General features: G+C 50.4%; 17 protein-coding genes. 11 read left to right on the forward strand and 6 right to left on the reverse strand.

Annotated elements, in window-relative coordinates:
• Positions 1 to 507 (forward strand): DUF3313 family protein (locus BUF15_RS23085; protein WP_073616252.1); only part of this gene is annotated, 507 nt, incomplete at its 5' end.
• A gap of 869 nt (positions 508 to 1,376) precedes the next feature.
• On the opposite strand, the gene BUF15_RS23090 is transcribed toward BUF15_RS23085, so the two are convergent.
• The 3 genes from BUF15_RS23090 to acnA all read right to left on the reverse strand — a co-directional run bounded on the left by BUF15_RS23090 (position 1,377) and on the right by acnA (position 7,652).
• Positions 1,377 to 2,930, reverse strand: a complete 1,554-nt coding sequence (locus BUF15_RS23090) for a PP2C family protein-serine/threonine phosphatase (RefSeq protein WP_073616254.1) — start codon at positions 2,928 to 2,930, stop codon at positions 1,377 to 1,379.
• Positions 2,931 to 2,950: 20 nt separating this feature from the next.
• A complete protein-coding gene (locus BUF15_RS23095; RefSeq protein ID WP_073616256.1) occupies positions 2,951 to 4,339 on the reverse strand; it encodes an FAD-binding oxidoreductase in 1,389 nt (462 codons plus the stop codon).
• Between the two features lie 664 nt (positions 4,340 to 5,003).
• Positions 5,004 to 7,652 (reverse strand): aconitate hydratase AcnA, encoded by a 2,649-nt coding sequence (gene acnA / locus BUF15_RS23105; RefSeq protein ID WP_073616301.1) that lies wholly within the window; start codon positions 7,650 to 7,652, stop codon positions 5,004 to 5,006.
• A 231-nt stretch (positions 7,653 to 7,883) separates the two neighbouring features.
• On the opposite strand from acnA, the gene BUF15_RS23110 reads away from it, so the two are divergent.
• From BUF15_RS23110 to BUF15_RS23125, 4 genes are all read left to right on the forward strand, one after another.
• On the forward strand, positions 7,884 to 8,654 hold the full coding sequence (locus BUF15_RS23110; RefSeq protein WP_073616260.1) for an inositol monophosphatase family protein: 771 nt from the start codon (positions 7,884 to 7,886) through the stop codon (positions 8,652 to 8,654).
• A 283-nt stretch (positions 8,655 to 8,937) separates the two neighbouring features.
• Positions 8,938 to 11,379 (forward strand): endopeptidase La, encoded by a 2,442-nt coding sequence (gene lon / locus BUF15_RS23115; RefSeq protein WP_073616262.1) that lies wholly within the window; start codon positions 8,938 to 8,940, stop codon positions 11,377 to 11,379.
• 416 nt (positions 11,380 to 11,795) lie between these two features.
• Positions 11,796 to 12,356, forward strand: a complete 561-nt coding sequence (locus BUF15_RS23120; RefSeq protein ID WP_073616264.1) for a cache domain-containing protein — start codon at positions 11,796 to 11,798, stop codon at positions 12,354 to 12,356.
• A gap of 76 nt (positions 12,357 to 12,432) precedes the next feature.
• Positions 12,433 to 14,124: a methyl-accepting chemotaxis protein gene (locus BUF15_RS23125; protein WP_073616266.1), complete on the forward strand. Its 1,692-nt coding sequence runs from the start codon at positions 12,433 to 12,435 to the stop codon at positions 14,122 to 14,124.
• Between the two features lie 149 nt (positions 14,125 to 14,273).
• On the opposite strand, the gene BUF15_RS23130 is transcribed toward BUF15_RS23125, so the two are convergent.
• Both BUF15_RS23130 and BUF15_RS23135 read right to left on the reverse strand, forming a co-directional pair.
• On the reverse strand, positions 14,274 to 14,828 hold the full coding sequence (locus tag BUF15_RS23130; RefSeq protein ID WP_073616268.1) for an HPF/RaiA family ribosome-associated protein: 555 nt from the start codon (positions 14,826 to 14,828) through the stop codon (positions 14,274 to 14,276).
• Positions 14,829 to 14,951: 123 nt separating this feature from the next.
• Entirely contained in the window at positions 14,952 to 16,331 is a 1,380-nt protein-coding gene (locus BUF15_RS23135) for a thioredoxin domain-containing protein (RefSeq protein ID WP_073616303.1), read from the reverse strand.
• A 240-nt stretch (positions 16,332 to 16,571) separates the two neighbouring features.
• Between BUF15_RS23135 and BUF15_RS23140 the strand changes: the two genes are divergently transcribed.
• The 5 genes from BUF15_RS23140 (at position 16,572) to BUF15_RS23160 (ending at position 21,275) form a co-directional block, all read left to right on the forward strand.
• Entirely contained in the window at positions 16,572 to 16,997 is a 426-nt protein-coding gene (locus tag BUF15_RS23140) for an OsmC family protein (RefSeq protein ID WP_073616270.1), read from the forward strand.
• A gap of 498 nt (positions 16,998 to 17,495) precedes the next feature.
• Positions 17,496 to 18,740: a glycine betaine/L-proline ABC transporter ATP-binding protein ProV gene (gene proV, locus BUF15_RS23145; RefSeq protein WP_073616272.1), complete on the forward strand. Its 1,245-nt coding sequence runs from the start codon at positions 17,496 to 17,498 to the stop codon at positions 18,738 to 18,740.
• On the forward strand, positions 18,740 to 19,582 hold the full coding sequence (locus BUF15_RS23150; RefSeq protein ID WP_073616274.1) for an ABC transporter permease: 843 nt from the start codon (positions 18,740 to 18,742) through the stop codon (positions 19,580 to 19,582). Before proV ends, BUF15_RS23150 begins: the two co-directional genes overlap by 1 nt.
• 11 nt (positions 19,583 to 19,593) lie before the next feature.
• Positions 19,594 to 20,625 carry a glycine betaine/L-proline ABC transporter substrate-binding protein ProX gene (gene proX, locus BUF15_RS23155; RefSeq protein ID WP_073616276.1) on the forward strand — a complete coding sequence of 344 codons (1,032 nt, stop codon included), beginning with the start codon at positions 19,594 to 19,596 and terminating at the stop codon, positions 20,623 to 20,625.
• A gap of 179 nt (positions 20,626 to 20,804) precedes the next feature.
• A complete protein-coding gene (locus BUF15_RS23160) occupies positions 20,805 to 21,275 on the forward strand; it encodes a MarR family winged helix-turn-helix transcriptional regulator (protein ID WP_073616278.1) in 471 nt (156 codons plus the stop codon).
• 31 nt (positions 21,276 to 21,306) lie between these two features.
• On the opposite strand, the gene BUF15_RS23165 is transcribed toward BUF15_RS23160, so the two are convergent.
• Complete coding sequence (locus tag BUF15_RS23165) at positions 21,307 to 21,849, reverse strand: adenine phosphoribosyltransferase (protein WP_073616279.1); 543 nt, start codon at positions 21,847 to 21,849, stop codon at positions 21,307 to 21,309.
• A gap of 225 nt (positions 21,850 to 22,074) precedes the next feature.
• On the opposite strand from BUF15_RS23165, the gene BUF15_RS23170 reads away from it, so the two are divergent.
• Positions 22,075 to 22,563, forward strand: coding sequence for a ferritin-like domain-containing protein (locus BUF15_RS23170; protein ID WP_073616281.1), 489 nt, complete (start codon positions 22,075 to 22,077; stop codon positions 22,561 to 22,563).
• The last annotated feature ends 80 nt before the right edge of the window (positions 22,564 to 22,643 follow it).

A 22,643-nucleotide genomic window follows, 5' to 3' on the forward strand; every position in this document is an offset into this window, starting at 1 on the left:
ATGGAGCCGGGTTTTGCACTAAAAAATTATGGCCGTATTATCTTTGCCCCGGTTCAGGTGCATCTTTCTCAAAAACTACTTGACCATTCAACACTTGAAGCGAGCCAGCAAGAAGAGCTTACCGCCTTTATCGCCGACAGGCTCAACTCAGCCTTTTCAAAGGGGTTTAAGGGGCAAGGAACCGGCGACTTGAAAATACGCTCTGCGTTGTCGGGTGTGTCAAGTTCTTCTGAGGAATTAGAAGTTTACCAGTATCTTCCTGTTACATTAGCTGTGACTGCGGCTATGGAAGTAGGTGGAGTACGGGATAAGGATCTGGTTATCTTTTTCGAGGTTGAAGCAGTAGATCAAGCCACGGGTAAGGTCGTGGCAGCAAGAGTTAGAGGCGCTGATCTGGGGCAGGTTGGTACTAATAGATTAAAGAATGACCCCGTGAACGCAATTGAGCCCCTGTTGGAAAAGTGGGTAGACAGCTTGGTCGATCAGTTTTCCAAGAATTTGCAATAAATTAAAAATTAGGAAAGTCTTCGAACTGGTGAAAAGGTCTCCGGTAGCCTAATATATTAAACATGTTAATGTGGAGGAATCAAATAACATGGCTCAAGAAGCCTCCCTCGTGAGGTTCAACAACATAGGGTCCATCAAAACAAAGGTACATAACCCACCAAAGGATTTCGCGGCATTCTACCATGCAATGAAGCCCAGCTGTGTTTTTCATGCAGGGGCTTTGATTTTTTAGGCTCTGCTTTGTCTGCTGGGTTTGTTTAGATATGGGGGGAAATCCAACTATCTTTCCAATCACAATTGAGTGAAGCGGAGTCAGAACATTATTGATGAACGTCCCTGCGTCACGTAGCCGGAAAAATTTTGATTATATTAGCAAGACTAAGGTTTCCTCAATGACTCTTCTTGGAAACTTGAGGTGTCTATTGAATCAAGGAAGTTCTGTTTTTCAAATTCCTAACAGGAAAAATGCAGTCTCTGACTGTAGATAATTCATGACCTCATGATCGAATAACAGGTAATGAGATTGACAAGCATGACCTTCTGACGCTTGCATGTCCTTATCCATGAACACTATTACCCCTGTCTTGTGAGCGCATAGCTGGGATTATTCCTGATCACCCTGGGCTCGGAGAGTAAAGAAAGCCGGTGCTGATGCAAGTCGCGGATATGCTCTATGCTACCAAGTAAGTTTCGCGTACGATATTTTCCGCTATCTGAAGCGATCCCTTCTATATCTGTCAGCTATGATTGCTCAGTTTCTGCTGGGATACCTGATATTTTCAGGATTTTCTTGAAACGCGACTACATATCACTGAGCGGCGTACCGTCGACATTGATTTCGACATTTTCTAAACATCATCGGCCCACGGTCAGGTCTGAATGACTATCATCGTCATGTCATCGGCCACCGGCGTATCTCCACAAAACTCCCGGTGGGCTGCCGTCAGCTCCTGGAGGATCCGCCGGCTGTCATGGTCCCTGTTCGCCCGGACAATGGCCTTGGGCCGCTCCTTGCCAAACATCTGGCCATCATCGTTCATCGCCTCCCAGAGGCCGTCTGTTGCCAGGAGGATAATGCTCCCCTTGACCAGTCCATCCAGCCGCTGGGCATGCCATGCTAACTCTGCATCGATGCCCAGGGCCGCACCAGGCCCTTTGAGTTCCGTGAAACGATCGATGTCAGGGTTGTAGAGCAGGCCTGGATCGTGGCCGGCCCGGATCCATTCAAGGCTGGTTCCTTCTTCCCGCATTACTAAGTAAAAAAGGGTCATGAATCTCCCGGACTCCATCATGTCCCCTACTAGGTGGCGGTTCAAAGAACCAATCAGTTCCATAGGCGAACCGGACTGCCCATGGCAGGCCTTCAGGTAGCTCCTGGCGCTCGACATCAGAAGGGCGGCATCGACCCCATGTCCGGAGATATCGCCGATTACCACGGCCAGGTCGTTCCTCCCCGCCATATCGGGAAAATAATCGAAATAGTCGCCTCCCACCTCGTCACAGGGAACGCTCATGGCTGATATATCAAGGTAGGGGATGACCGGCGGTTGCGGTGGCAGCAGCCCGCGCTGGACCTCGGCTGCCAGGAGAAGGGCCTTTTTCTGGGATGAGATATCTGTTATAAACGCGGCTGCTCCAAGGGGCCTGCCACTTTCCAGAACCACGGCACCGAGATGGATCAGTACAGGAATACGCTTGCCATGGGCGCTCGCCAGTTCCGCCTCGAAGACAAGTTGACCATCGTTCTGGTCAAGCCGTTTCTGGTAGGTTCTGAGTGAGGGGGTGATCTCCACCGGCTGCCGGCCGAGCAGATACTTGCGCGGCCGCCCTGTAAGCTGCTCGTAAGCTTCATTGAGATCCACGGTGACCCCGTCGCCATCAAGGAAAAGTACACCCTCGGCGGTGGTCTCGATTACTCGGCGGTGCCGCTCCTCGCTTCGTGCCAGCTTTTCTTCGATGACTCTCCGGTCATGGATGTCGATGACGATGCCCTGATGGTAACGTAGCCCGCTCAGTTCATCGAGATAGATGGAGGTGCGGTCTTCGACCCAGCGCACCGCCCCTTCCCTGGTGACAATGCGGTAAAACTGGGTGTAGGATTCCACTCCCTGCTCGACAAACTCTCGGATCTCCTTGAGGGTCCTGGGGGAATCCTCGTGGTAGACCAGGTCCCGGAACATCACTTCGCCGCTGAGGAACTGCCCTGCGGTATAACCGAATCGGGAAATGTTGGGCGACACATAAACCATCTTGCGCTTCCCGGGATCTTTGGCAGCCAGCCGACGAAAGAGAATGGCGTTGCTGCTCTCCATGATCAACTCAATCCGCTGACTGGCCTGCACCGCATGCCGCAAATAGCCATTCTCCCGTCGCAGCTCCTCTATTTCCTGCTGCTGGCTGGCGATGACGGTGTCGACATCCATATTATTCCCTTAGCCGAATCTCAGCCGGTCGGCTCGATGTTCTGGTTGAGACGGAAGAAGTTGTCGGGATCGTACTTCTTTTTGAGCCGCACAAGCCGTTCCCACACCTCGTCGGTATAGGCATCCCGCACCCTCGTCTTGCCCTCATCGCTGAGGAAATTCACGTAGACTCCGTGGGCAAAGCGGGTGGTCGCCTCATGAAACTCCCGGGCCCATGCCAGGCAACGCTCGTCGTCGCTCTTTTCCCGCCAGCGGGTGTGGATATTGAGGACAAATGGTGTGTAACGGTGGGCGAAGGCTGTGGTGTCGGCCGCGACCTTTGCGGGTGCCCCCTCCATATGGGGAATGAATATCTCGCATTCCTCGGTGGGTAACCGCTCGGCAAAGGTAAGGATCTCTCTCACACATTCTTCGGAGAGCGAGGTCAGGTGGTGAGATTTCCAGTAGTTTCGCGCACCATGGTCAACCAGTCCGTCAAACCCCGACTGCCACTCCTTCCATGGCATCATGCCGGTGATCATGCCGTGGGAGTCTGTCCGGTCAATCAGTGGCTGTATCAAGCGTCCGCCCTCCTCTTCACTGCCGAGATAGACGAAGGGCACCAGCACCACCAAACTACCGTGCACCTCTTCGGGCAGAAAAGGTAACGGTGGAGCCTTACGCAACACCATCCAGACGGTCATCTCGTCAGGCAGGGTTCGCACATAGTGCTGATGAAAAGCGATATAGTCCGCTGCATTTTGAAACTTTTTGGCGATGATCCCGGCAAAAACCGTATTACCAATGGGGGCGCCCTTGAAGGTGAAAGAAGTGACGATGCCAAAGTTACCGCCGCCGCCCCGTAAGCCCCAGAAAAGATCCGGGTTCTCCGTGGCCGATGCGGTCAGCAGCTCCCCTTCGGCCGTCACCACCTGGGCTGAGAGCAGGTTGTCCACCGAGAGCCCGTGCTTTCTACTGATCCAGCCAAAGCCGCCGCCAAGGGTTAGGCCCCCAACGCCGGTATGAGAGACGATGCCGGCAGAGACGGCAAGCCCATAAAGCTGGGTTTCGTTATCCATGTCGCCCAGCAGGGCACCACCATCGACCCGGACGTGATTGTCCTCCCTGTCCACCAGCACTCTACGCATGGGCGACAAATCGATGATGAGGCCGTCATCGCATGTCGCCTTGCCCGCAGAGTTGTGGCCACCGCCCTTGACCGCCACCAGCATCTTGTGTTCCCTGCCGAACTTCACCGCCTCGATCACATCGCCCGTAGTCACGCAACGAGCGATGAGGAGCGGCCGCTTATCAAACATGCCGTTCCAAACCTTCCGCGCTGTTTCATAGCCGTGCTCTCCGGCCATTAGCACATTGCCGCGAAAACGCGCCCGTAACTCCCGAATCTTTTCTTCTGTTGCTGTCGACATTGTAGACCTCTATGGATGGATGACATCAACCTTCCTTGCCTGCCTCATTGTTCACGCTGTGGCCATTCGTTAAAAAAAGCCGGGTTACCACCTGATAATGGCGACCCGGCTGTCTTGTGCTAAAGACCGTAGCTTCCCGTCAAAGTTATACAGCAGGGTTGGTCTTCTACATCATCATTTGGTGTAAGCGAGATCGCTATCGTGAAAAAATATGCCACAATGTGGTGATTCGCAAGAGTGAGCACATTTTTCCATAAGGGAAACTTGTCGCCCAAAAGGTTCAGAAAGGTGGCCTCACCCATTTGAGCAAAACTGCTAAAATCAAGGTGATGACTGGCAATTCCACACCATAATCGGCCTGGTAGCGTAAAGCGTATTCCTGATTACCCAGAATTTGGTCACCGTCTTTTCAGGCAAAGCAATCATTGAAAAGTTGCTCCATTTCTTGCGACGCTGATGCTCGATAGTTTTTCCAATCGAACCCCTCAAATTCCGGTTAGCAAAAAACATCAACCAGGCATTCTGGCAAGACAAAGCGTCTCAGGAAAACTCTGTTCGTTTCTTACATCCGGATGAGCACGTTCAGGCAAGTGGAAAAGGTGGGGATGAGTTGCGAGCAGAGCATGCCTTGGTCTGCAAGGCATGCTCGGGTTGTTGGATGGTGTTAGGCCATCATCTGTCTGAGAACATAAGGCAATATGCCGCCATGCTCGAAGTAGATCACATCTACTTCAGTGTCGAGGCGGGAGATGACTTCAAATGTAATGGTTTTGCCGTCTGTGCCAACGGCTTTCACCTGCAGTTTCTTTCTGGGTTCCATTTTTTCAAGTCCTTCGATGGAGAACAGTTCGTCACCTTTCAGGCCAAGGGAGGCGATGGAATCACCAGGTGAAAAGATCAGCGGCAAAACGCCCATGCCAACCAGGTTGTTACGGTGGATACGCTCGTAGGACTCGGCAATTACCGCCTTCACACCTAGTAGCCTGCTTCCCTTGGCGGCCCAGTCTCGTGACGAACCGGTGCCGTATTCCTTACCCCCAAGTACCACCAGCGGAACACTCTCCTTCTGGTAACGCATGGCAGCGTCGTAATTGAACATTTCCTCTTTTTCCGGATGTTTAATGGTGAAACTTCCTTCTTTGGGAGCGACCATCAAGTTCTTGATCCGGATATTGCCGAAGGTGCCGCGCATCATCACCTCATGGTTGCCGCGTCGGGAGCCGTAGGAGTTGAAATCTTCTTCTTTCACCCCTTGGCCCAGCAGGTATTGACCAGCCGGATAATTTGCCGGGATGGCGCCGGCGGGTGAGATGTGGTCGGTGGTGACGGAGTCACCAAGGGTGAGAAAAGCCCTGGCATCCTGAATGTTACCAGGAGATTTCGGCTCTTGGGTGAATCCTTCGAAATAGGGTGGATTCTTGATATAGGTGGAGTCAGAATCCCAGGCATAGGTGGTGCTTTCCGCGACTTCAAGTCCATCCCAGAATTCGTCGCCGGTAAAGATTTTGGCATACTGAAGGGTGAAGCTGTTCTGGGTAACGTGAGCCTTCACGAGTTGCTCGATCTCCTCGCCGGTGGGCCAGAGTTCTTTCAGGTAGACAGGCTGGCCGTTGGGGTCGAAACCGACCGGCTCAGTGGTGAGGTCGATATTGGCTCGTCCCGCCAGGGCGAAACCCATCACCAGCATAGGTGAGGCGAGAAAGTTGGATTTGATCATCTGGTGAATCCGGGCCTCAAAGTTGCGGTTACCTGAGAGTACTGCTGCCACGTTGAGATCGTTCTCGCGTATCGCCCGTTCGATTTCAGGATTCAGTGGGCCGCTGTTGCCGATGCAGGTTGTGCAGCCAAAGGCGGTGATGTGAAAGCCAAGTGCCTCGAAATAGGGCATGAGGCCGGCCGCTTCAAGATAGCTGCTGACTACCCTTGATCCCGGTGCAAAAGAGGTCTTCACATAGGCCGGTACCTTCAGACCGCGATGTACCGCCCGCTTGGCCATCAATCCTGCACCCATCAACACGTATGGGTTAGAGGTGTTGGTGCATGAGGTGATGGCGGCAATTACCACGCTGCCATTTGTGAGCTGTTCCTGGCCGGTTGGTAATGTGATGTTTGCCTGCGGTTGGGAGGCTCCTGTGTTGTCACCAAAGGCATTTTTCATGCCGGAGAGCGCGATGCGGTCCTGCGGTCGGGCGGGACCCGCCAGCGATGGTTCAACGGTTGAGAGGTCGAGTTCGAGCCGGGCGGTATACTCAATATTTTCTTCACCGTCGTAAAAGAGGCCGTTGGCTTTATTATAAACCTCGGCGAGCGCGGCTTGTTTGGAGCGACCGGTCATTTCAAGATACTGCAGAGTCATGGCGTCCACTGGGAAAAAGCCTAGAGTGGCGCCATATTCCGGGGTCATGTTTGAGACTGTGGCCCGGTCGGGAATGGAAAGATTGGCCAGGCCGGGACCAAAGAACTCGACAAATTTCTCCACCACTTTGAACTGACGCAGCATCTGGGTGATGGTCAGCACCATGTCGGTGGCGGTGACGCCGGGTTGCAGTTGGCCGGTGAGACGAACGCCGATCACTTCAGGAATCGACATATAGTAGGGCTGACCGAGCATTACAGCCTCCGCCTCAATACCACCCACGCCCCACCCCATGACGCCGATGGCATTGATCATCGGGGTGTGGGAGTCGAGGCCGACCACCGTATCGGGATAGGCGAGAGTGGTGCCGCCATCTGGTGCGGCGATGACTACCCGGCCCAAATGTTCCAGATTTACCTGATGACAGATGCCCGAATTGGGGGGGACAACCTTGAAATTATCAAAGCTCTTCTGTGCCCATTTCAGGAGCTTGTAGCGTTCACTGTTCCGTGCATATTCCTTGGCGACATTCTGCGTCAGGCTTTCACTGGTTCCTGAATAATCGATTTGTACCGAGTGATCCACTACCAGTTCAACCGGTACCTGCGGGTTGACTTTGGCCGGATCTCCGCCAAGCGTTTTGACTGCATCGCGCATGGCGGCGAGATCAACCACGGCCGGGACACCGGTAAAATCCTGCATCAGCACTCGGGCGGGGTGATAAGGAATTTCCATTGGGGTCGTATAGCTGGCCTGCCAGTTGGCGATAGTTCGGACATCCTCATCCCGCACTATTTTACCGTCGTTTTTACGCATGAGGTTTTCTACCAGGATGCGGATGGAGTAGGGCAGACGACTGATTTTGGCAATATTCTGGCGCTCAAGCTCAAAGATGTCGAAATAAGAGTATTCGGTTCCGTTGGCGGTGAGGATCTTTGTAAACGTGTTGGATGGCATGGCAGTCCTCTCAGTGTCAGGGTGTACGATGGGAATGCGGGCGACCGTGGCAGCAGGGTATAAAGGCAAGGCCCGTAAAATATCTATGATCACTTTCTGCGAAGAAAAAAGCATTCTGCAGCAGAAAGTGCGAGTGGGCTGGTAATTCAATCGCCCTGCTATATAATGACCATGATACAGAAAAAGGCAAAGGAGCGCGAGGAGAATACATAACTTTATCGGGTTATTGAGATGCTGATAAAATTCATGATGGAGATGGCGGAAAAAGCCGGAGCGATCTCGCTGCACGAGGCTGAAGCTATGGCCGAGAGCAAGGTGGAATATAAAAGCGTTCGCGATCTGGTGACACCGGTGGACAGAAAGGTGGAGGATTTTCTCCGTCACGAGATTCAAAAAAAATATCCGGATCATAGTATCTTGGGTGAGGAGCGGGGAACATCGACGGGCAGTACCGACAGCTGCTGGGTAATCGACCCCATTGATGGCACTAACTCGTATGTGCATGGTTTGCCAGGTTATTCGGTGAGTATCGCCCTTCAGCAGGGCGGTGAGAGTGTGGCTGGTGTGGTATATGGCCCGGTGCTGAACATGATGTTTGCGGCGGAGAAAGGACAGGGTGCAACATTGAATGGCCGGAGGGTCAAGGTGTCGGAGAGGTCGCAACTGAGTCAGTCAGTGTTGGCCACAGGTTTTGCGGCTTTTCGGGACGGGCAGGTGAATGAGAGCCTAGAGATGTTTGCACGGGTCGCCCCTAAGGCCCGGGATATTCGGCGGCATGGCTCGGCGGCCCTGGATCTTGCCTGGGTTGCTGCGGGCAGAATGGACGGATTCTGGGAGAAGGGTCTCAAGCTCTATGATTATGCGGCGGGTATCCTGTTGGTTGCCGAGGCCGGCGGGCGGGTGATCGATTTTGGAGGCGGTTCCGACTATCTTGAAAACGGGCTGCTGGCCAGCAATTGCCTGATCGAAGGTGAGCTGCTCAATCTGATTGCTGGTGACTAACGAACGAGAATGAAAAGACATTTTTTCATCGCTTTTCGAAGATAGGCTCTACCCAACCCGTAAAGGAGTGATTACCTCTGTTTTCATAGTGGAACAGCACGATTGTTGTGTTGAAAAGTTCCCGGAATGCTATTGAAAATGAAAGTCAACTTGATAGATCAGGTGCAGTGCCGTAAATGAAAAGAACAACATTTTCCTGGTGTGAAAAAACGAAGAGGCACTGTCTTCCTATATATTTTTGTCTGTTTTTGAATCTGGAAATTCCAAAAAAAGGAGAGGCTGCATGGATGAAAAAACAACCGTTTTGACCCCGGATGGAATCGATTCTCCGGAGGACGAAGCTGGCAAAGAGACAAGCGAAAAGTCTCTTATAGTTTCCACTGATACACTGCCGGAAAATCTGTTGATTATTCCTTTACACGATCGGCCGATGTTTCCGAAAATGATGGGGCCGATTATCGTTGACGACCCGAAGATCCAGCAGGCGATCTTTGAGCGGGGCGAAGAGGGTGGACCGCTCTACCTTGGTCTTTTGTTGACACGGCCGACGGAAGACTCAATGCCCAAACGTCCTGAGGACCCGGATGATTTCTTCAACGTGGGTGTTGTGGTGCGCATTGTCCAGGCGACCCCTCCCAAAGGTGATGAGCCTTTGCAGCTGATGGCTCAGGCCATCGAACGGTTTGAGGTGTTGCATCTCTACCGGAAAGACACGGTATTTTATGCTGAAGTCAATTATCTGTATGAAAAGAAGATCGAGAACACCGAGGAATTGAAAGCCTATTCGGTGGCCATCATCGACTGCATTAAGGAGTTGGTGGCACTGAACCCGCTTTTTAAAGAAGGGCTTTCGCTGCTTATTGAGCGTATCAATCTGAGCGATCCAAGTGCCCTTGCCGATTTTTCGGCGTCCATGACCACTTCATCGGGAGCGGATATTCAGAAAATCCTTGAGCTTGAAGTTGTTCGCAAGCGGATCGAGGCATCGCTTATTCTCCTCAAGAAAGAGCTGGAGATCACGAAGTTGAAGGCCCAGATCTCCAAACGTATAGAAGAGCAGCTTTCCAAGCAGCAACGTGAGTTTTTCTTAAAGCAGCAACTGCAGGAGATAAAAAAAGAGCTGGGGCTTGCCAAAGATGACACCCAGAGCGAGATAGAAAAATATGAAAAACGTTTGACTAAACTGGTACTTTCTGAGGAGGCGCGAGATAAGATCAAGGAAGAGTTGGAGAAACTGCGGCTTTTAGGGCCATCGTCAGCGGAATTCAATGTGAGCCGCACCTATCTCGACTGGCTGACCATTCTGCCCTGGGGCATCTACACCAAGGACAACTATAACTCCACCAAGGCGGAAAAGATCCTCAACCGCGATCATTACGGTTTGGAAGATGTAAAAGAACGCATCCTTGAGCTGATTTCGGTTGGTATCGTCAAAGGCGATCTCTCCGGCTCTATTATCCTGCTTACCGGTCCTCCGGGTGTGGGTAAGACCTCCATCGGTCAGTCCATCGCCAAGAGCCTGGGCCGCGAGTTTTACCGTTTTTCGCTGGGCGGTATGCGCGACGAGGCGGAAATCAAAGGCCACCGCCGGACCTATATCGGTGCTATGCCGGGCAAGTTCCTGCAGGCCATCAAGACCTGCAAGACCTCCAATCCGGTCATCATGCTTGATGAGATCGACAAAATCGGTGCGAGCTTCCAGGGCGATCCGGCATCCGCACTGCTTGAGGTCCTTGATCCTGAGCAGAACAAGGATTTTCTTGACCATTACCTTGATGTGCGATTCGATCTCTCCAAGGTGCTCTTTATCTGCACTGCCAACCAGCTGGATACTATTCCGGCACCTCTGCTTGACCGGATGGAGATGATCCAGCTTCCCGGTTATATTTTAAAGGAGAAGGTGGAGATTGCCGCTCGACATTTGGTGCCCAAGCAGTTGAAACAGCATGGTTTAACCGATAAGCAGGTGAAAATCTCACGACCGGTGTTGACGGCTATTGTCGATGGCTGGGCCCGTGAAGCCGGGGTGCGTGGTCTGGAAAACTGCATCAAAAAGATCATCCGAAAGGGGGTCAAAAGGATTGTTGCCGACCCTGACGCCGTTGTTCAGATCAAGAAAGAAGAGCTCAAGGATATTCTCGGCAAACAGGTTTTCACCGAAGGGAAGGCCTTTGCGAAGCCGCGGGTCGGAGTCATTCGTGGGCTTGCCTACACTTCCATGGGTGGGGCGACCCTCTATATTGAGTCGATTCCGGTTCCGTCCAGCAATCCGGGATTTAAGCAGACCGGTCAGCTTGGCAAGGTCATGGTTGAGTCGTCGGAGATTGCCTACAGTTATGTCCGTTCCTTCTTGAAGGATAACGAAAAGGCAAAGGAATTTTTCAAGAATAGTTTTATCCACCTGCACGTACCGGCCGGAGCCACACCCAAGGACGGCCCGTCAGCGGGTATTACCATGGCCTGTTCGCTCTATTCGCTTGCCATGGATAAACCGATCGTGGCTGATACCGCCATGACCGGTGAACTGACCTTGAGCGGCCTGGTAATGCCAATCGGCGGGGTGAAAGAGAAGATCATCGCCGCGAAGCGTTCGAATGTGAAGCAAGTGCTGCTGCCTAAAGAAAATGAGGGCGATTTTGAAATGCTGCCTGAGCATGTCAAAGAGGGAATCACGGCCTATTTTGTTTCGACCTTTGCGGACGTCTTGAAGATCTGTTTTCCGTAAAGTTATAGTAAAATCTCCATATAAAAAAAGATCCGGAGTACAGCCAAGATGCTGCTACTCCGGATTTTTTTTTATACCTTGCCTGTTGTTCTTTTTCTTCTGGCCTTGAGGCTGACATTTAAATACCGGGAGTTTCATCTGGTTTGGTATTTCAGTGAAAAAAGTAAGGCCGTGAGGCGTATTGTCGTACCGTCACAATCTATAGTCAATTTGCTATTTCCCAATAAGCCCAGATAGTTCTTCGATAGTGCTCCTGCAATCATCATGAAAAGAAGGTTCTATTTCACCTTCCTCTCTCCTGACATGAAGCGGAAAATACCGTGATGTATTTTTCTCCAGCTCATTTGACTTTTGTTTCTTTTTTGGTATTCAATCGGTAGCGTCCGGGAAATATCAACACAAAAGAGGTGATAATAATGAAAAAGCTCATAAGCATCATTCTTGTCGGTTTCATCTGTGTTTTGGGAAGCAGTGTTGTTTTTGCTGAGGAGGCTCCTCAAGCGGTGAAGGATCTCGCCGCAACCAAGCTGGCGGCATATGGGAGTGACCCGGTAATCGTTGCCGCAGTAAAGGAGCAGAATGCGATGGGCAAATCGCTTGATGACATTAAAGCTATGGATAAGAAGTGGCAGGAGACCGCTGGAGTTGACTCTTATATGAAGTCGTTGATGGAATCGGCGTGTGGCAAGCATTTAGGTGAGATACTTGGATCGCAAGCCTATTTTGCCGAGATATTCGTTATGGATAATCAAGGTGCCAATGTGGCAATGACGGGGAAAACTTCAGACTACTGGCAAGGTGATGAAGCAAAATTCGCAAAATCGTTTGCCGATGGTGCCGGGGCTGTGTTCGTCGATGAAGTGGAATTCGATGACAGTTCACAGGCCTACCTGGTGCAGGTTTCGGTACCGGTGATGGAGGCAGGCAAGGCTATTGGAGCCATTACCTTCGGTATTGATGTGGAGAAGGTAGAGTAGAGGTCGTTTGAATGCTTTCATAATTGTCGACCTGTTGCGGAGTTTGTTACCCTGAAAAATAACAGGATGTGATGCTATGAATTTCCTTAAAAATTTAAAAATTCGCCTCAAGCTGCTTTTGGGTTTTGCTTTGATGATTGTGGTCATCTGTGTTTTGGGGGTGATGAGCTATATCAGTATTGGCAATATGGAGCATGAGTTGACAGATATCTTCTCGGTAAGAATGCCGGCGGTCAATCTATTGCTCGAGATTGACCGCGACCTCCAGCAGATGCTGGTTGCGGAACGTTCAATGATTTTTGCTAACGCCAAATCGGAAGATTTTAAAAAACTGGTTGAAGAATATGAAACCAATGCCGGCCAGGTGAAAGAACGATGGGAGAAATATAAGATAATAGAAGGGCTTAGTCCTCAAGAGCTTGAAATGATAGCGGTATTTGACAAGGGGTATGAGGAGTGGTACGCTTTGTCAAGGCAAATAGTCGATGGCCGGATCAGTGATACCCGTGCTGGAAGAACGCTGGCAATTGATCTCACTTTGGGAGAGGCAAGCCAGAAGTTTGAAAAAATGCGGGACCAGATCAACAACCTTACCGAATTAACCCAACAGTATGCCGGACTGGCCCATGAAAGTTCGATGAAAACGGCCAAAAGAGCAGACACCGTTACCATAATCACCATAGTCGTCGGTATTGTACTCGGCATTATTATAGCTATTATATCCGCCCGGAGCATTACCCAGCCGGTTAATCTTGCAATTGTCGGATTACGCGATATTGCTGAAGGCGAGGGAGATTTGACCAAGCGTCTAGCTATTAAAACCGGGGATGAAATTGGTGATCTGGCAAAATGGTTCGATACTTTTGTGGAAAAACTTCAGGGGATTATTGGTCAGATTGCAGATCACACCAGATCTTTGGGTGATTCTTCCGAAGAGTTGACCTCTATTGCCACCAGTCTTTCGGAAAATTCAAACGAAACCGCCAAGCGTGCAGATAATGTCGCAGTGGCGGCAGAAGAGATGACTGCTAACTTGACCAGTGTTGCTGCAGCAATGGAAGAGTCAACCACCAATACGGCCATGGTAGCGAGTGCCTCGGAGGAGATGACCACAATCATCAATGAGATTGCAACGAAGTCAGAAGAAGCACGCTCAATAAGTGCAGATGCGGTTGAAAAAGCGGAGAAGGCATCGGTGAAGATGGACTCGTTGGGACAAGCTGCCCAGGCCATCGGTAAGGTGACGGAGGCGATTACCGAAATTTCCGAACAAACCAATTTGCTTGCCTTAAACGCAACGATCGAAGCGGCACGGGCTGGCGAAGCTGGTAAAGGTTTTGCTGTCGTGGCAAATGAGATCAAGGAACTGGCAAAGCAGACCGCCGAGGCTACTCTCAATATTAAAAGTCAGATTAGTGAAGTACAGACAACTACGTCAACCACAGTTGTCGATATCGAAGAGATCACGAGAGTTATCAATATCGTCAACGACATTATCGGGTCAATCAGTACGGCGGTGAACGAGCAGTTGTCGGCCACCGAGGAGATAACAAGGAATATCTCTCAAGCCTCGCAAGGCCTCTCAGAAGTCAATGAAAACGTCAATCAGAGTTCAATGGTTGCTACGACGATCTCGGAGGATATTTCAAGCGTCAACAGTGCAGCAAGTGATATTTCAGGAGGCAGCAGCAGGGTGAAATCAAGAGCAGAGGAGCTTCAGGCACTGGCCTCACAACTCAGCAGTCTGGTCAACAACTTCAAGACCTGAAACAAAAACGACACCATGTATTTGTCCAGAGCTTCTGCGACACTTCGATACGAGACCCAGGGAAAAGTTAGCTTTTCTGCTGGGTCTCGTCGTGTGAGCTGCCAGTTGGCCGGTTATTCTGCTCTCGCAGGTATTCAGGCAATAGCTGTCTATTGCCCGATCACCCGTACACTGCTTGCTCGTAGTTCCTCGCTGTCCTCGTGTTCGATGTACTGAACAGCCATGCCGACGCTCAGACTGTCGAAGTTGTCACTCAACAGGCTGTTGCGGTGAAAGTATATCTCATAGCCGTCGCTGCTGGTAATCCAGCCGCAATCGTTGTCGAGATAGAGTGAGGATATTTTTCCGGTACTGCCGCTCTCCTCATGGAGTTTGACTTTGCCCTGTATCTTTTTTACCTGGGCTTCCAGTTGCCGCTGTGCACTTTTGAAGGCGTCGCGAATCGAGACGTAGGCGTCGGTGTAGGAGTGGTGCAGGTCTGGGTTGCGATTGACCGCTATCTCCTTTCCGGGCAGCTTGATCTCTATCCGGGTATGGAACAGGCCACCTTTGGTTTTCTTTTTGGAAGGGGCTTCGATTCTGACCCGGCAGCTCTGGATGTCTGGGAACATCTGTTCAAGTTTGGCTGCATGTTTCTCTATGGCTTGTTCGACAGCTTCTGAGGAATCCATGTTGATGAACTGAATCTGCACCGGTGTCTGCATAGTCTTCTCCTTTACTCGAGTGGACGGGTGGACAACATGCCGATTTTCTGTCCATATGAAGAGTATATCACAGGCAGGTCATGGTACTCCAGTGAGCGTCGCTTTTTTCGGCGCAGTGGGCGATCAGCCAAAATTCAGCAGGCCCGGGCGAAAGATCATAATGATACCGAAAAAGAGCATGAAGGAACCCGCCGCGAGTTTCAACCGTCGCCCGGTTTCTTCCGAGATGCGCACCGAGCTGAAAAGATAGATAAAATTGCCAAGAATGAGTAGCAGGGGAATAACATAGACCAGGGCATAAAACCCGGTCCAAAGCCCATAACTCGCGTAGTCGCTGAATTTTTTCACCAGGGTGGTCATATAGACCGCCGGAAGCATGGCGGTGCAGCCGAGCTCAATGATGTTTACGAAGATGGCAAGCGTGATAGTGGCGGTAAGCGCCAGGGCGAGACGGCCGCTGCCCTGCTTGAGATTCCGAACAATTGCTGAAGCCTTTTTGCCGAACTGGGCCTGTTGCTGGGTAGAGAGCCCCAGTGAGAAGCCCTGGTGGAGAAAGAAATAGTCCTTGATATTGATGATCCCGGCGATCGACACAATAATGCCGAGCGTCACCATCAGAATATGGCCGTACTTTTCAATGAACAGGCTGCCGACAAGGACCATGACCATGATGAAGAGGAAGTACATGATGGCTGAAGTCGCGATGAATGTGAGGCCGATCAGCGCCATGTCTCTTCTTCCCCGAGTGTGGGTTAGCAGGCTCAACAAAATGATCAGTACGGTGAAGGCGCAGGGGTTAAAACCGTCAGCCAGAGCGATGGTGAAAACAAAGAGCGGATAGGGGAATTGTTCAGCCCAGGCCTGGATACGGGTATCGGGGATGTTCCCAAGCAGCAGGAAGACGCTGACAATAAAGGTGGCGGCGAGGCCACCGAGCCAGATACGCATCCGGTTGTTTTTTGTGAGTCTTTTCTTGAGGACAAAATAGCTGGAAATATAGATTAAGAGGAATACCAGTGGCCAGTAAGGCGGCAGAATCCTGTCTACCGCCGCCGGTCGGACAAACGCGCCAAGCTCGACCTTATGACCGAGCTCTTTCTCGATGGCTTTGATAATTTGGGTGGGGTTGCCAAAATAGGCCTTGTATTGCTCGGAATATTGGAGGTTTTCCCCATCTTCAGAATAGCCGATAAAAGCCGTTTCACCGATTTGGGTTCGGGGTACTGAGCCGGCGATGATATCATGATCTTTCATGAATTTTTGCCAGATTTCGGCATCCCGCGATGTCTCGTGAAAGTGTATCTTCAGTTCGGGGTTGTTTTCTGACAGCGGTTTCATAAGTTCCATCTGCTTATGACAGTGTGGACAGGTCTCGCTGTAGAAGAAATAGATGTCAACTGCACTGGCTGGTTCTTCAGCGTGGAGTTGTGGAGGAATTGCAACCAGGGCCAGGAAAAGTGTCAGCAGAAAAATATTCAGTATGCGTAGGGAAGCGTCTTTCATTGTCATCTTGGTATTGAGCTTTATGTATGGTATCTGTTCCGATTCACATTCAATCAATCCATTGATTGTAGGGCGTCATTAGTGCTTTGTCCACCTTGGTTGTTGATAAGGATGCATTACATTGAACAGGACTTTTAAGACGTTTCGCTGAGTGGTCGTGCATTCAACACCAAACGGATATCGGTTGCTGTTGAGGTTGAACTCAAACAGAGTAATTCATTTATAAAGGAATGAGCTGAAATGAAAACTTCTATAGAGACACGTTGGCAAGAGAAGATGGCTTTTATCTCCCAGGTTGGCAAGAACAGCGTGGTGACCGATGCTCCGCTTGAGTTCGGTGGTGAAGAACGCGGTGCCAGCCCCAAAAAGTTGATGATGGTTGCTCTTGCCGGTTGTACCGGAGTGGATGTTGTCGAGATCTTAAAAAAAATGCGGGTGGAAATCGACGATCTGCTCATCACAATTGAGGCGGAACTTACGGATGAGGTCCCGTCAGTGTATTCGGCCATGCATATTATCTATGCCTTCAAGGGGAAAGAGCTTGATCGGCAAAAACTTGAGCGGGCGGTAGAGCTTTCCCAGGAGAAATATTGTAGTGTCTCGATGATGTATAAAAAGATCATGGATATCACCTGGGAAGTCAGATACCAGGAGCAGGTGATCTGAAGAGTACTATTTTCCTGTTCGGTTCTTCCTTCATGTTCATTGTGAGCGCCAGCAAGGTCTAATTGATCCAATCGACCTTTCATTGTTGTCTTTCGCGTCTCGTTGCCTAACTTCTAAAAGGTGTTGCTTGCTGTGTCGCATTCCAAAATGATGAGGAAAGTGACGTCACTGAAAGAGGGCAAACACTTTACGGGGACGAGCTATCCAGAATGCATCCCGGTAGCTTGAGTGAGGTCGTTCACAGCCATTTCTTCAGTCACTATAGCCAGAAAAATAAAGTTCCGTCATGTAAAACATGAAAAAATAGTTACTTAGTGCATAATCGTTTTGAGCCACCTTTATCAGAGGGGTTGACGGAACGTTTTGTCGAAACTAGTATCTCGCTAAAATAATATTCCACAATATTAAAATTGTCACATTGGGATGACTGCACGGGTGTTTCTTTCGCAGGAGCTCATCGACGAAACGTTATTCTGATTTGACCCAAACGGATAAACAATGCAAAAAATTGAAATCAGGAATCTGTACAAAATATTCGGTAAGGATCCAGAAAAAGGTCTGCAGCTCTTGAAAGAGGGCAAGAACAAAGAGCAGATTTATGAGGAGACCGGGTTGGCAGTTGGTGTGCAGGATGCCAGCTTTTCCGTAAAAAAAGGTGAGATCTTCGTTGTTATGGGGCTTTCCGGCTCCGGTAAATCGACGCTTGTCCGCATGCTGAACCGGTTGATCGAGCCAACTGCTGGTGAGGTGCTGGTTGATGGTGAGGATGTGTTGAAAATGAGTAAGCAGGAGTTGGTGAAATACCGCCGGTCGAAGACCAGCATGGTGTTTCAATCATTCGCCTTGATGCCCCACCAGACAGTAATCGATAATGTTGCTTTTGGTCTTGAGCTTGATGGGGTTGAGAAGACCCGGCGCTATGAACGTTCCCTTGATGCCTTGAAGCAAGTGGGCCTTGAAGGTTGGGAAAATGCCTATCCGAGTGAACTGAGTGGAGGTATGCAGCAGCGGGTCGGGCTCGCACGCGGCCTGGCGGTGGATCCGGATATTTTGTTGATGGATGAAGCTTTTTCCGCCCTTGACCCACTTATCCGAACCGAAATGCAGGGGGAGCTGTTAAAGCTCCAGGACCGTCATGAACGGACCATCGTCTTTATCTCGCATGATCTTGATGAAGCCTTACGAATCGGGGACCGCATAGCCATTATGGAGGGCGGGCGTGTGGTGCAGGTCGGCACTCCTGAGGAGATATTGCAAAACCCGGCAGATGACTATGTGCGGGCTTTTTTCCGTGGGGTTGATCCTACCGGAGTCATTTCTGCTGGAGATATCGTCCGGGACAACCAACCAACGGTCATCTGGCATACCGCTGAAACTGGCATCCGCATGACCCTTGAGATGCTCAATAACCGCGATATGGAATTTGGCTATGTCATAGACTCTGAGCGCCGTTTCAACGGTATTGTTTCGACCGATAGCCTGCGCGAGGCACTGGAACGGGGGGCGAGAAAGATCGATCAAGCCTTCATCAAGGGTGTTACCAAAGTTGGAGAAACCGAAAGTTTACAGGATATCCTGCCCTACGTTGCCTCGAATACCTGGCCGGTGCCGGTTGTGAATGAAAAAAATATCTATCTGGGTGTGGTTTCGAAAAACCGGTTCCTTCGAACCCTCCACCGAGCCGGTAACGGTACCCAGCAGACCCAGGAAGAGAAATCGCTTGAAGAAGGAGTTTCTGCGTGATGTTGAATTTTACAGAAAAGGTAATCCCTCTCGACGTTTGGGTTACTCAGTTTGTTGATTGGCTTGTGGAGGGGTATCGTCCTTTTTTTCAGGCCATCAAGTGGCCGGTCGAGGTGACTTTGTCGGCTATCCAGGGAGGTTTGGTGGCTATTCCTCCTATTGTGGTCATATTGCTTCTCGGTGTTGTTGCCTGGCGTGCATCTGGCGTTAAACTTGGGATACTGACCATTTTTACTATGCTGTTTATCGGTTTATTGGGTCTGTGGGAGGACACCATGATCACGCTGTCGATGGTGATCAGTTCAGTTGTTTTCTGTGCTCTTGCCGGGATTCCTCTGGGGATCTGCGCTGGTCGCAGTGATAACTTTGAGCGTGCCTTGAGGCCGCTACTCGATGCGATGCAGACCACGCCGGCTTTTGTCTATTTGGTACCGATCGTCATGCTTTTTTCAATCGGTAATGTAGCGGGAGTGCTGGCGACGATTGTTTTTGCACTCCCACCAATCATCCGCCTGACCAGCCTGGGCATTCGTCAAGTTCATCCTGAACTGGTTGAGGCCGCCCTGGCCTTTGGTGCCACCAGTTGGCAGGTATTGACGAGAGTCCAGATTCCACTTGCTCTGCCAACCATTATGGCAGGGCTTAACCAGACCATTATGATGGCATTGTCGATGGTCGTTATCGCGGCATTGATTGGTGCCGGTGGCCTGGGGGCCCCTGTTGTGCTTGGCCTGAACACCCTGGACATTGGTGTTGCAACTATTGGCGGCCTTTCCATTGTCCTTGTCGCTATTGTCTTAGATAGAATTACCCAGTCTCTTGGGACACAAAAGAAAAAATGAGGAGGAGTAAAATGTTGAAGCATGTATTTATTGGCGCCGCTCTGGCCGTAACCCTAACCAGCACTTTCACAGCATTTGCAAATGATACAATGCCAGGTGAAGGTGTGACTGTTCAACCGGCCCGTGCCACCTGGAATACCGGATTTTTCCAGGAAGCACTTGTACGTCGTGGTCTCACGACTCTGGGCTATGAAGTGAAAAAACCAAAAGATCTTACGAATCCGATTTTCTACAAATCCTTGGCCTTGGGTGATGTCGATTATTGGACCAATGGCTGGTTTCCGAATCATGACAGCCAGTTGCCAAAGAATTTTTATGACAAGGCTGAAAAAGTTGGCTACGTCGTGAAAGCTGGCGGCCTGCAGGGTTATCTTGTTTCCAAGAAATACGTGGAAAAATATAATATTTCCTCTCTGGAAGACTTCAAGCGGGATGAAGTGAAGCAGGCGTTTGATAAGAACAACGATGGCAAAGCCGACCTGGTTGCCTGTCCTCCAGGCTGGGGATGTGAGAATGTTATTGCCCACCACATGAAAGAGTATGATCTTGGTGATCATATCAATCCTCAGAAGGCCGCCTATGAAGCCGGAATGGCTTCTGCGATTGCCGAATATAAGGCTGGCGAGCCGGTTTTTTTCTACACCTGGGCGCCAAACTGGACCATATTCAAATTGAAGCCGGGCGAAGATGTGATGTGGATCAATGTTCCGGAAATTAAGCCGACAAAAGCACAGGCGGTCGGTGAGGAACGAATGACCGTGAGTGGAGTTCCTGGTGCGGTCTCCGATCCGGTCAAGCTTGGTTTTGTTGTTTCCGATATCCAGATTGTGGCGAACACCAAATTTATGGAGGCAAATCCAGCAGCAAAACGGTTTTTTGAGGTGTTCACCTTGCCGCTTGCCGATATAAGCGAGCAGAATGCCCGAATGAACGCAGGTGAAAAGAGCCAGAAGGATATTGAAAGCCACGTAGATGAGTGGATCGCGAAAAATCAGGAGAAGTGGAACAGCTGGCTTGAAGATGCAAGAAGTGTGAAAATGTAGGCTTGGCCAGTTGTCTTCGGTTTCGCTGGAGAAACGTCTCGGATCAGAATGAAATTGAGTAGAGGTGTTTCTCCGGCGAAAGTTTTTATTCAGTGCTCCTATTGTTTTTTTGATAAATTGTGTAACAGGTGATAAAAGAGGAGTAATTACTTGTTATGGTCAATATTTCAGGAGTGTGAATGGAGAAGAATAAACACGAACAGCATATTACCAGACAGCTCCGCATATTGTTCAAGACTGTGCAGCTGCATGCCAAAAAGGTTGAGAAGGCATGCGGGCTCAGTAGCGCCAAGATATGGATGTTACATGAAATATCAGCAAATTCTGGTCTGAAGGTTTCCGAGTTGGCTGGGGCTCTCTCCATTCACCCTTCCACCTGTTCCAATATGCTCGATAAGCTTGAGGATATGCAGCTTATCGCCAGGGACCGGAGCCGATCTGATCAACGTTCCGTGCATCTCTCGTTGACGGAAAAGGGGCAGAACCTTCTGGTTCAGGCGCCGATTCCTCATCAGGGGGAACTCAATACTGCTCTTGCCAAGCTTTCCGAAACGCAGCTGCTCAATCTCGAAACAGGGCTTGATGATTTGCTGCAGGCCCTCAAAATTGAGGATTCAGATGCTGCGATGGTACCTATCGTCGGTGAATGACAAGCTGGCTTGCCTGTATGTAACCCTACCTTCAGTCTCCCTCAAATTCACAGAAGGCGTGGACCGTTATTCCCGCCTCTTTCAACTTCCTGCTGCCGCCCAGATCGGGGAGGTCGATGATGGCTGCCGCTTCGACGATCTCTACCCCTAATTGCTGGAGTAAGCTTGCCGCCGCCAGCATGGTGCCGCCGGTAGCGATCAGGTCATCTATCAGGATTACCCGGTCGCCCCTTTTCAACCAGTCGGTTTGGATCTCCACCTCTGCTTCTCCATATTCGAGGCTGTAAGATTCGGAAATAGTGGTGCCGGGGAGTTTGCCTTTCTTGCGCACCGGAATAAAGCCGGCGTTCAGTTCATAAGCGAGCGGAGCGCCGATGATGAACCCTCGGGCATCGATACCGACCACGGCGTCGATCCGGGTGGTGAAGTAGCGATGGACGAAGAGATCGATGGTTTTCCTGAACACCAGTCTGTCTTCGAGAAGCGAGCTGATATCGCGGAAAATAACACCTTTCTTGGGCCAGTCAGGAATCGAGCGGATATGGTGGGTAAGGTTGAACGTGGAGTCTGTCATTTTTTTTGTGATGGTTGAGTTGGGACATAGGGTTGCCGGTATCTCTGCTACTCTGCAGGGATGACACTATACCACGAAAAAAATGCCTTGCACCAGTATTGCAGGAGGTTGATATTCGACAATATACGTTAGGCAAAAAGGAATCTGATGATGTATACTGCTGGGTGTTGTGTTTTGGTCGGTGTATCTTCCGAAATTCCAAGTCAACCTCAAGGAGGTCAGTGTATGAATGTGTTCGAGTTTGCCATGCAGATGGAAAAAGACGGTGAGAAATTTTACCGTGAAATTGCAGAGAAGACCAAGGACGCCGGGCTCAAGAAGATTTTCAACACCTTGGCGGACGAAGAGGTGATCCACTACAACACTTTCAAGAGCCTCCATGAAAAAACGGCGGCCAAAGCGGTTGAAAGTAATGTCCTGGAAAAGGCCAAAAACATCTTCACTGAGATGAAGGCCAAGGGAGGCCTGCAGGTATCCGATGATACCGCCCAGGTCGAAGCCTACAAGAAAGCGATGAAGGCGGAAGAAGAGGCTTACACCTTCTATGAGAAGAAGGCTGCCGAAGCGGCTGATGAGAACGAAAAGAATATCCTGCTCACATTTGCCCGTGAAGAGCGCCGTCACTATCGTCTTCTTGAAAACGTCATTGAGTTTGTCTCCCGCCCTGAGCAGTGGATGGAAGACGCTGAATTTGCCAATATGGATCAGTACTGATAGTTACGTCTTTATTCAATACAATAAATACAACCCCCGACGGTTAGACCGTCGGGGGTTGTATTGTTACTGATAGTGAG

This window comes from Desulfopila aestuarii DSM 18488 (genome assembly GCF_900143695.1).
In the GTDB taxonomy this organism is placed as follows: Bacteria; Desulfobacterota; Desulfobulbia; order Desulfobulbales; family Desulfocapsaceae; genus Desulfopila; species Desulfopila aestuarii.

Excerpts from the sequence above, each read along its gene's own strand:
- BUF15_RS23170 (WP_073616281.1), top strand. The coding sequence starts at position 22,075 with ATGAATGTGTTCGAGTTTGCCATGCAGATGGAAAAAGACGGTGAGAAA.
- BUF15_RS23090 (WP_073616254.1), bottom strand. The coding sequence starts at position 2,930 with ATGGATGTCGACACCGTCATCGCCAGCCAGCAGCAGGAAATAGAGGAG.
- BUF15_RS23110 (WP_073616260.1), top strand. The coding sequence starts at position 7,884 with ATGCTGATAAAATTCATGATGGAGATGGCGGAAAAAGCCGGAGCGATC.
- BUF15_RS23130 (WP_073616268.1), bottom strand. The coding sequence starts at position 14,828 with ATGCAGACACCGGTGCAGATTCAGTTCATCAACATGGATTCCTCAGAA.
- acnA (WP_073616301.1), bottom strand. The coding sequence starts at position 7,652 with ATGCCATCCAACACGTTTACAAAGATCCTCACCGCCAACGGAACCGAA.
- proV (WP_073616272.1), top strand. The coding sequence starts at position 17,496 with ATGCAAAAAATTGAAATCAGGAATCTGTACAAAATATTCGGTAAGGAT.
- BUF15_RS23160 (WP_073616278.1), top strand. The coding sequence starts at position 20,805 with ATGGAGAAGAATAAACACGAACAGCATATTACCAGACAGCTCCGCATA.
- BUF15_RS23150 (WP_073616274.1), top strand. The coding sequence starts at position 18,740 with ATGTTGAATTTTACAGAAAAGGTAATCCCTCTCGACGTTTGGGTTACT.
- BUF15_RS23165 (WP_073616279.1), bottom strand. The coding sequence starts at position 21,849 with ATGACAGACTCCACGTTCAACCTTACCCACCATATCCGCTCGATTCCT.
- BUF15_RS23095 (WP_073616256.1), bottom strand. The coding sequence starts at position 4,339 with ATGTCGACAGCAACAGAAGAAAAGATTCGGGAGTTACGGGCGCGTTTT.
- BUF15_RS23140 (WP_073616270.1), top strand. The coding sequence starts at position 16,572 with ATGAAAACTTCTATAGAGACACGTTGGCAAGAGAAGATGGCTTTTATC.
- lon (WP_073616262.1), top strand. The coding sequence starts at position 8,938 with ATGGATGAAAAAACAACCGTTTTGACCCCGGATGGAATCGATTCTCCG.
- BUF15_RS23120 (WP_073616264.1), top strand. The coding sequence starts at position 11,796 with ATGAAAAAGCTCATAAGCATCATTCTTGTCGGTTTCATCTGTGTTTTG.
- BUF15_RS23135 (WP_073616303.1), bottom strand. The coding sequence starts at position 16,331 with ATGAAAGACGCTTCCCTACGCATACTGAATATTTTTCTGCTGACACTT.
- proX (WP_073616276.1), top strand. The coding sequence starts at position 19,594 with ATGTTGAAGCATGTATTTATTGGCGCCGCTCTGGCCGTAACCCTAACC.
- BUF15_RS23125 (WP_073616266.1), top strand. The coding sequence starts at position 12,433 with ATGAATTTCCTTAAAAATTTAAAAATTCGCCTCAAGCTGCTTTTGGGT.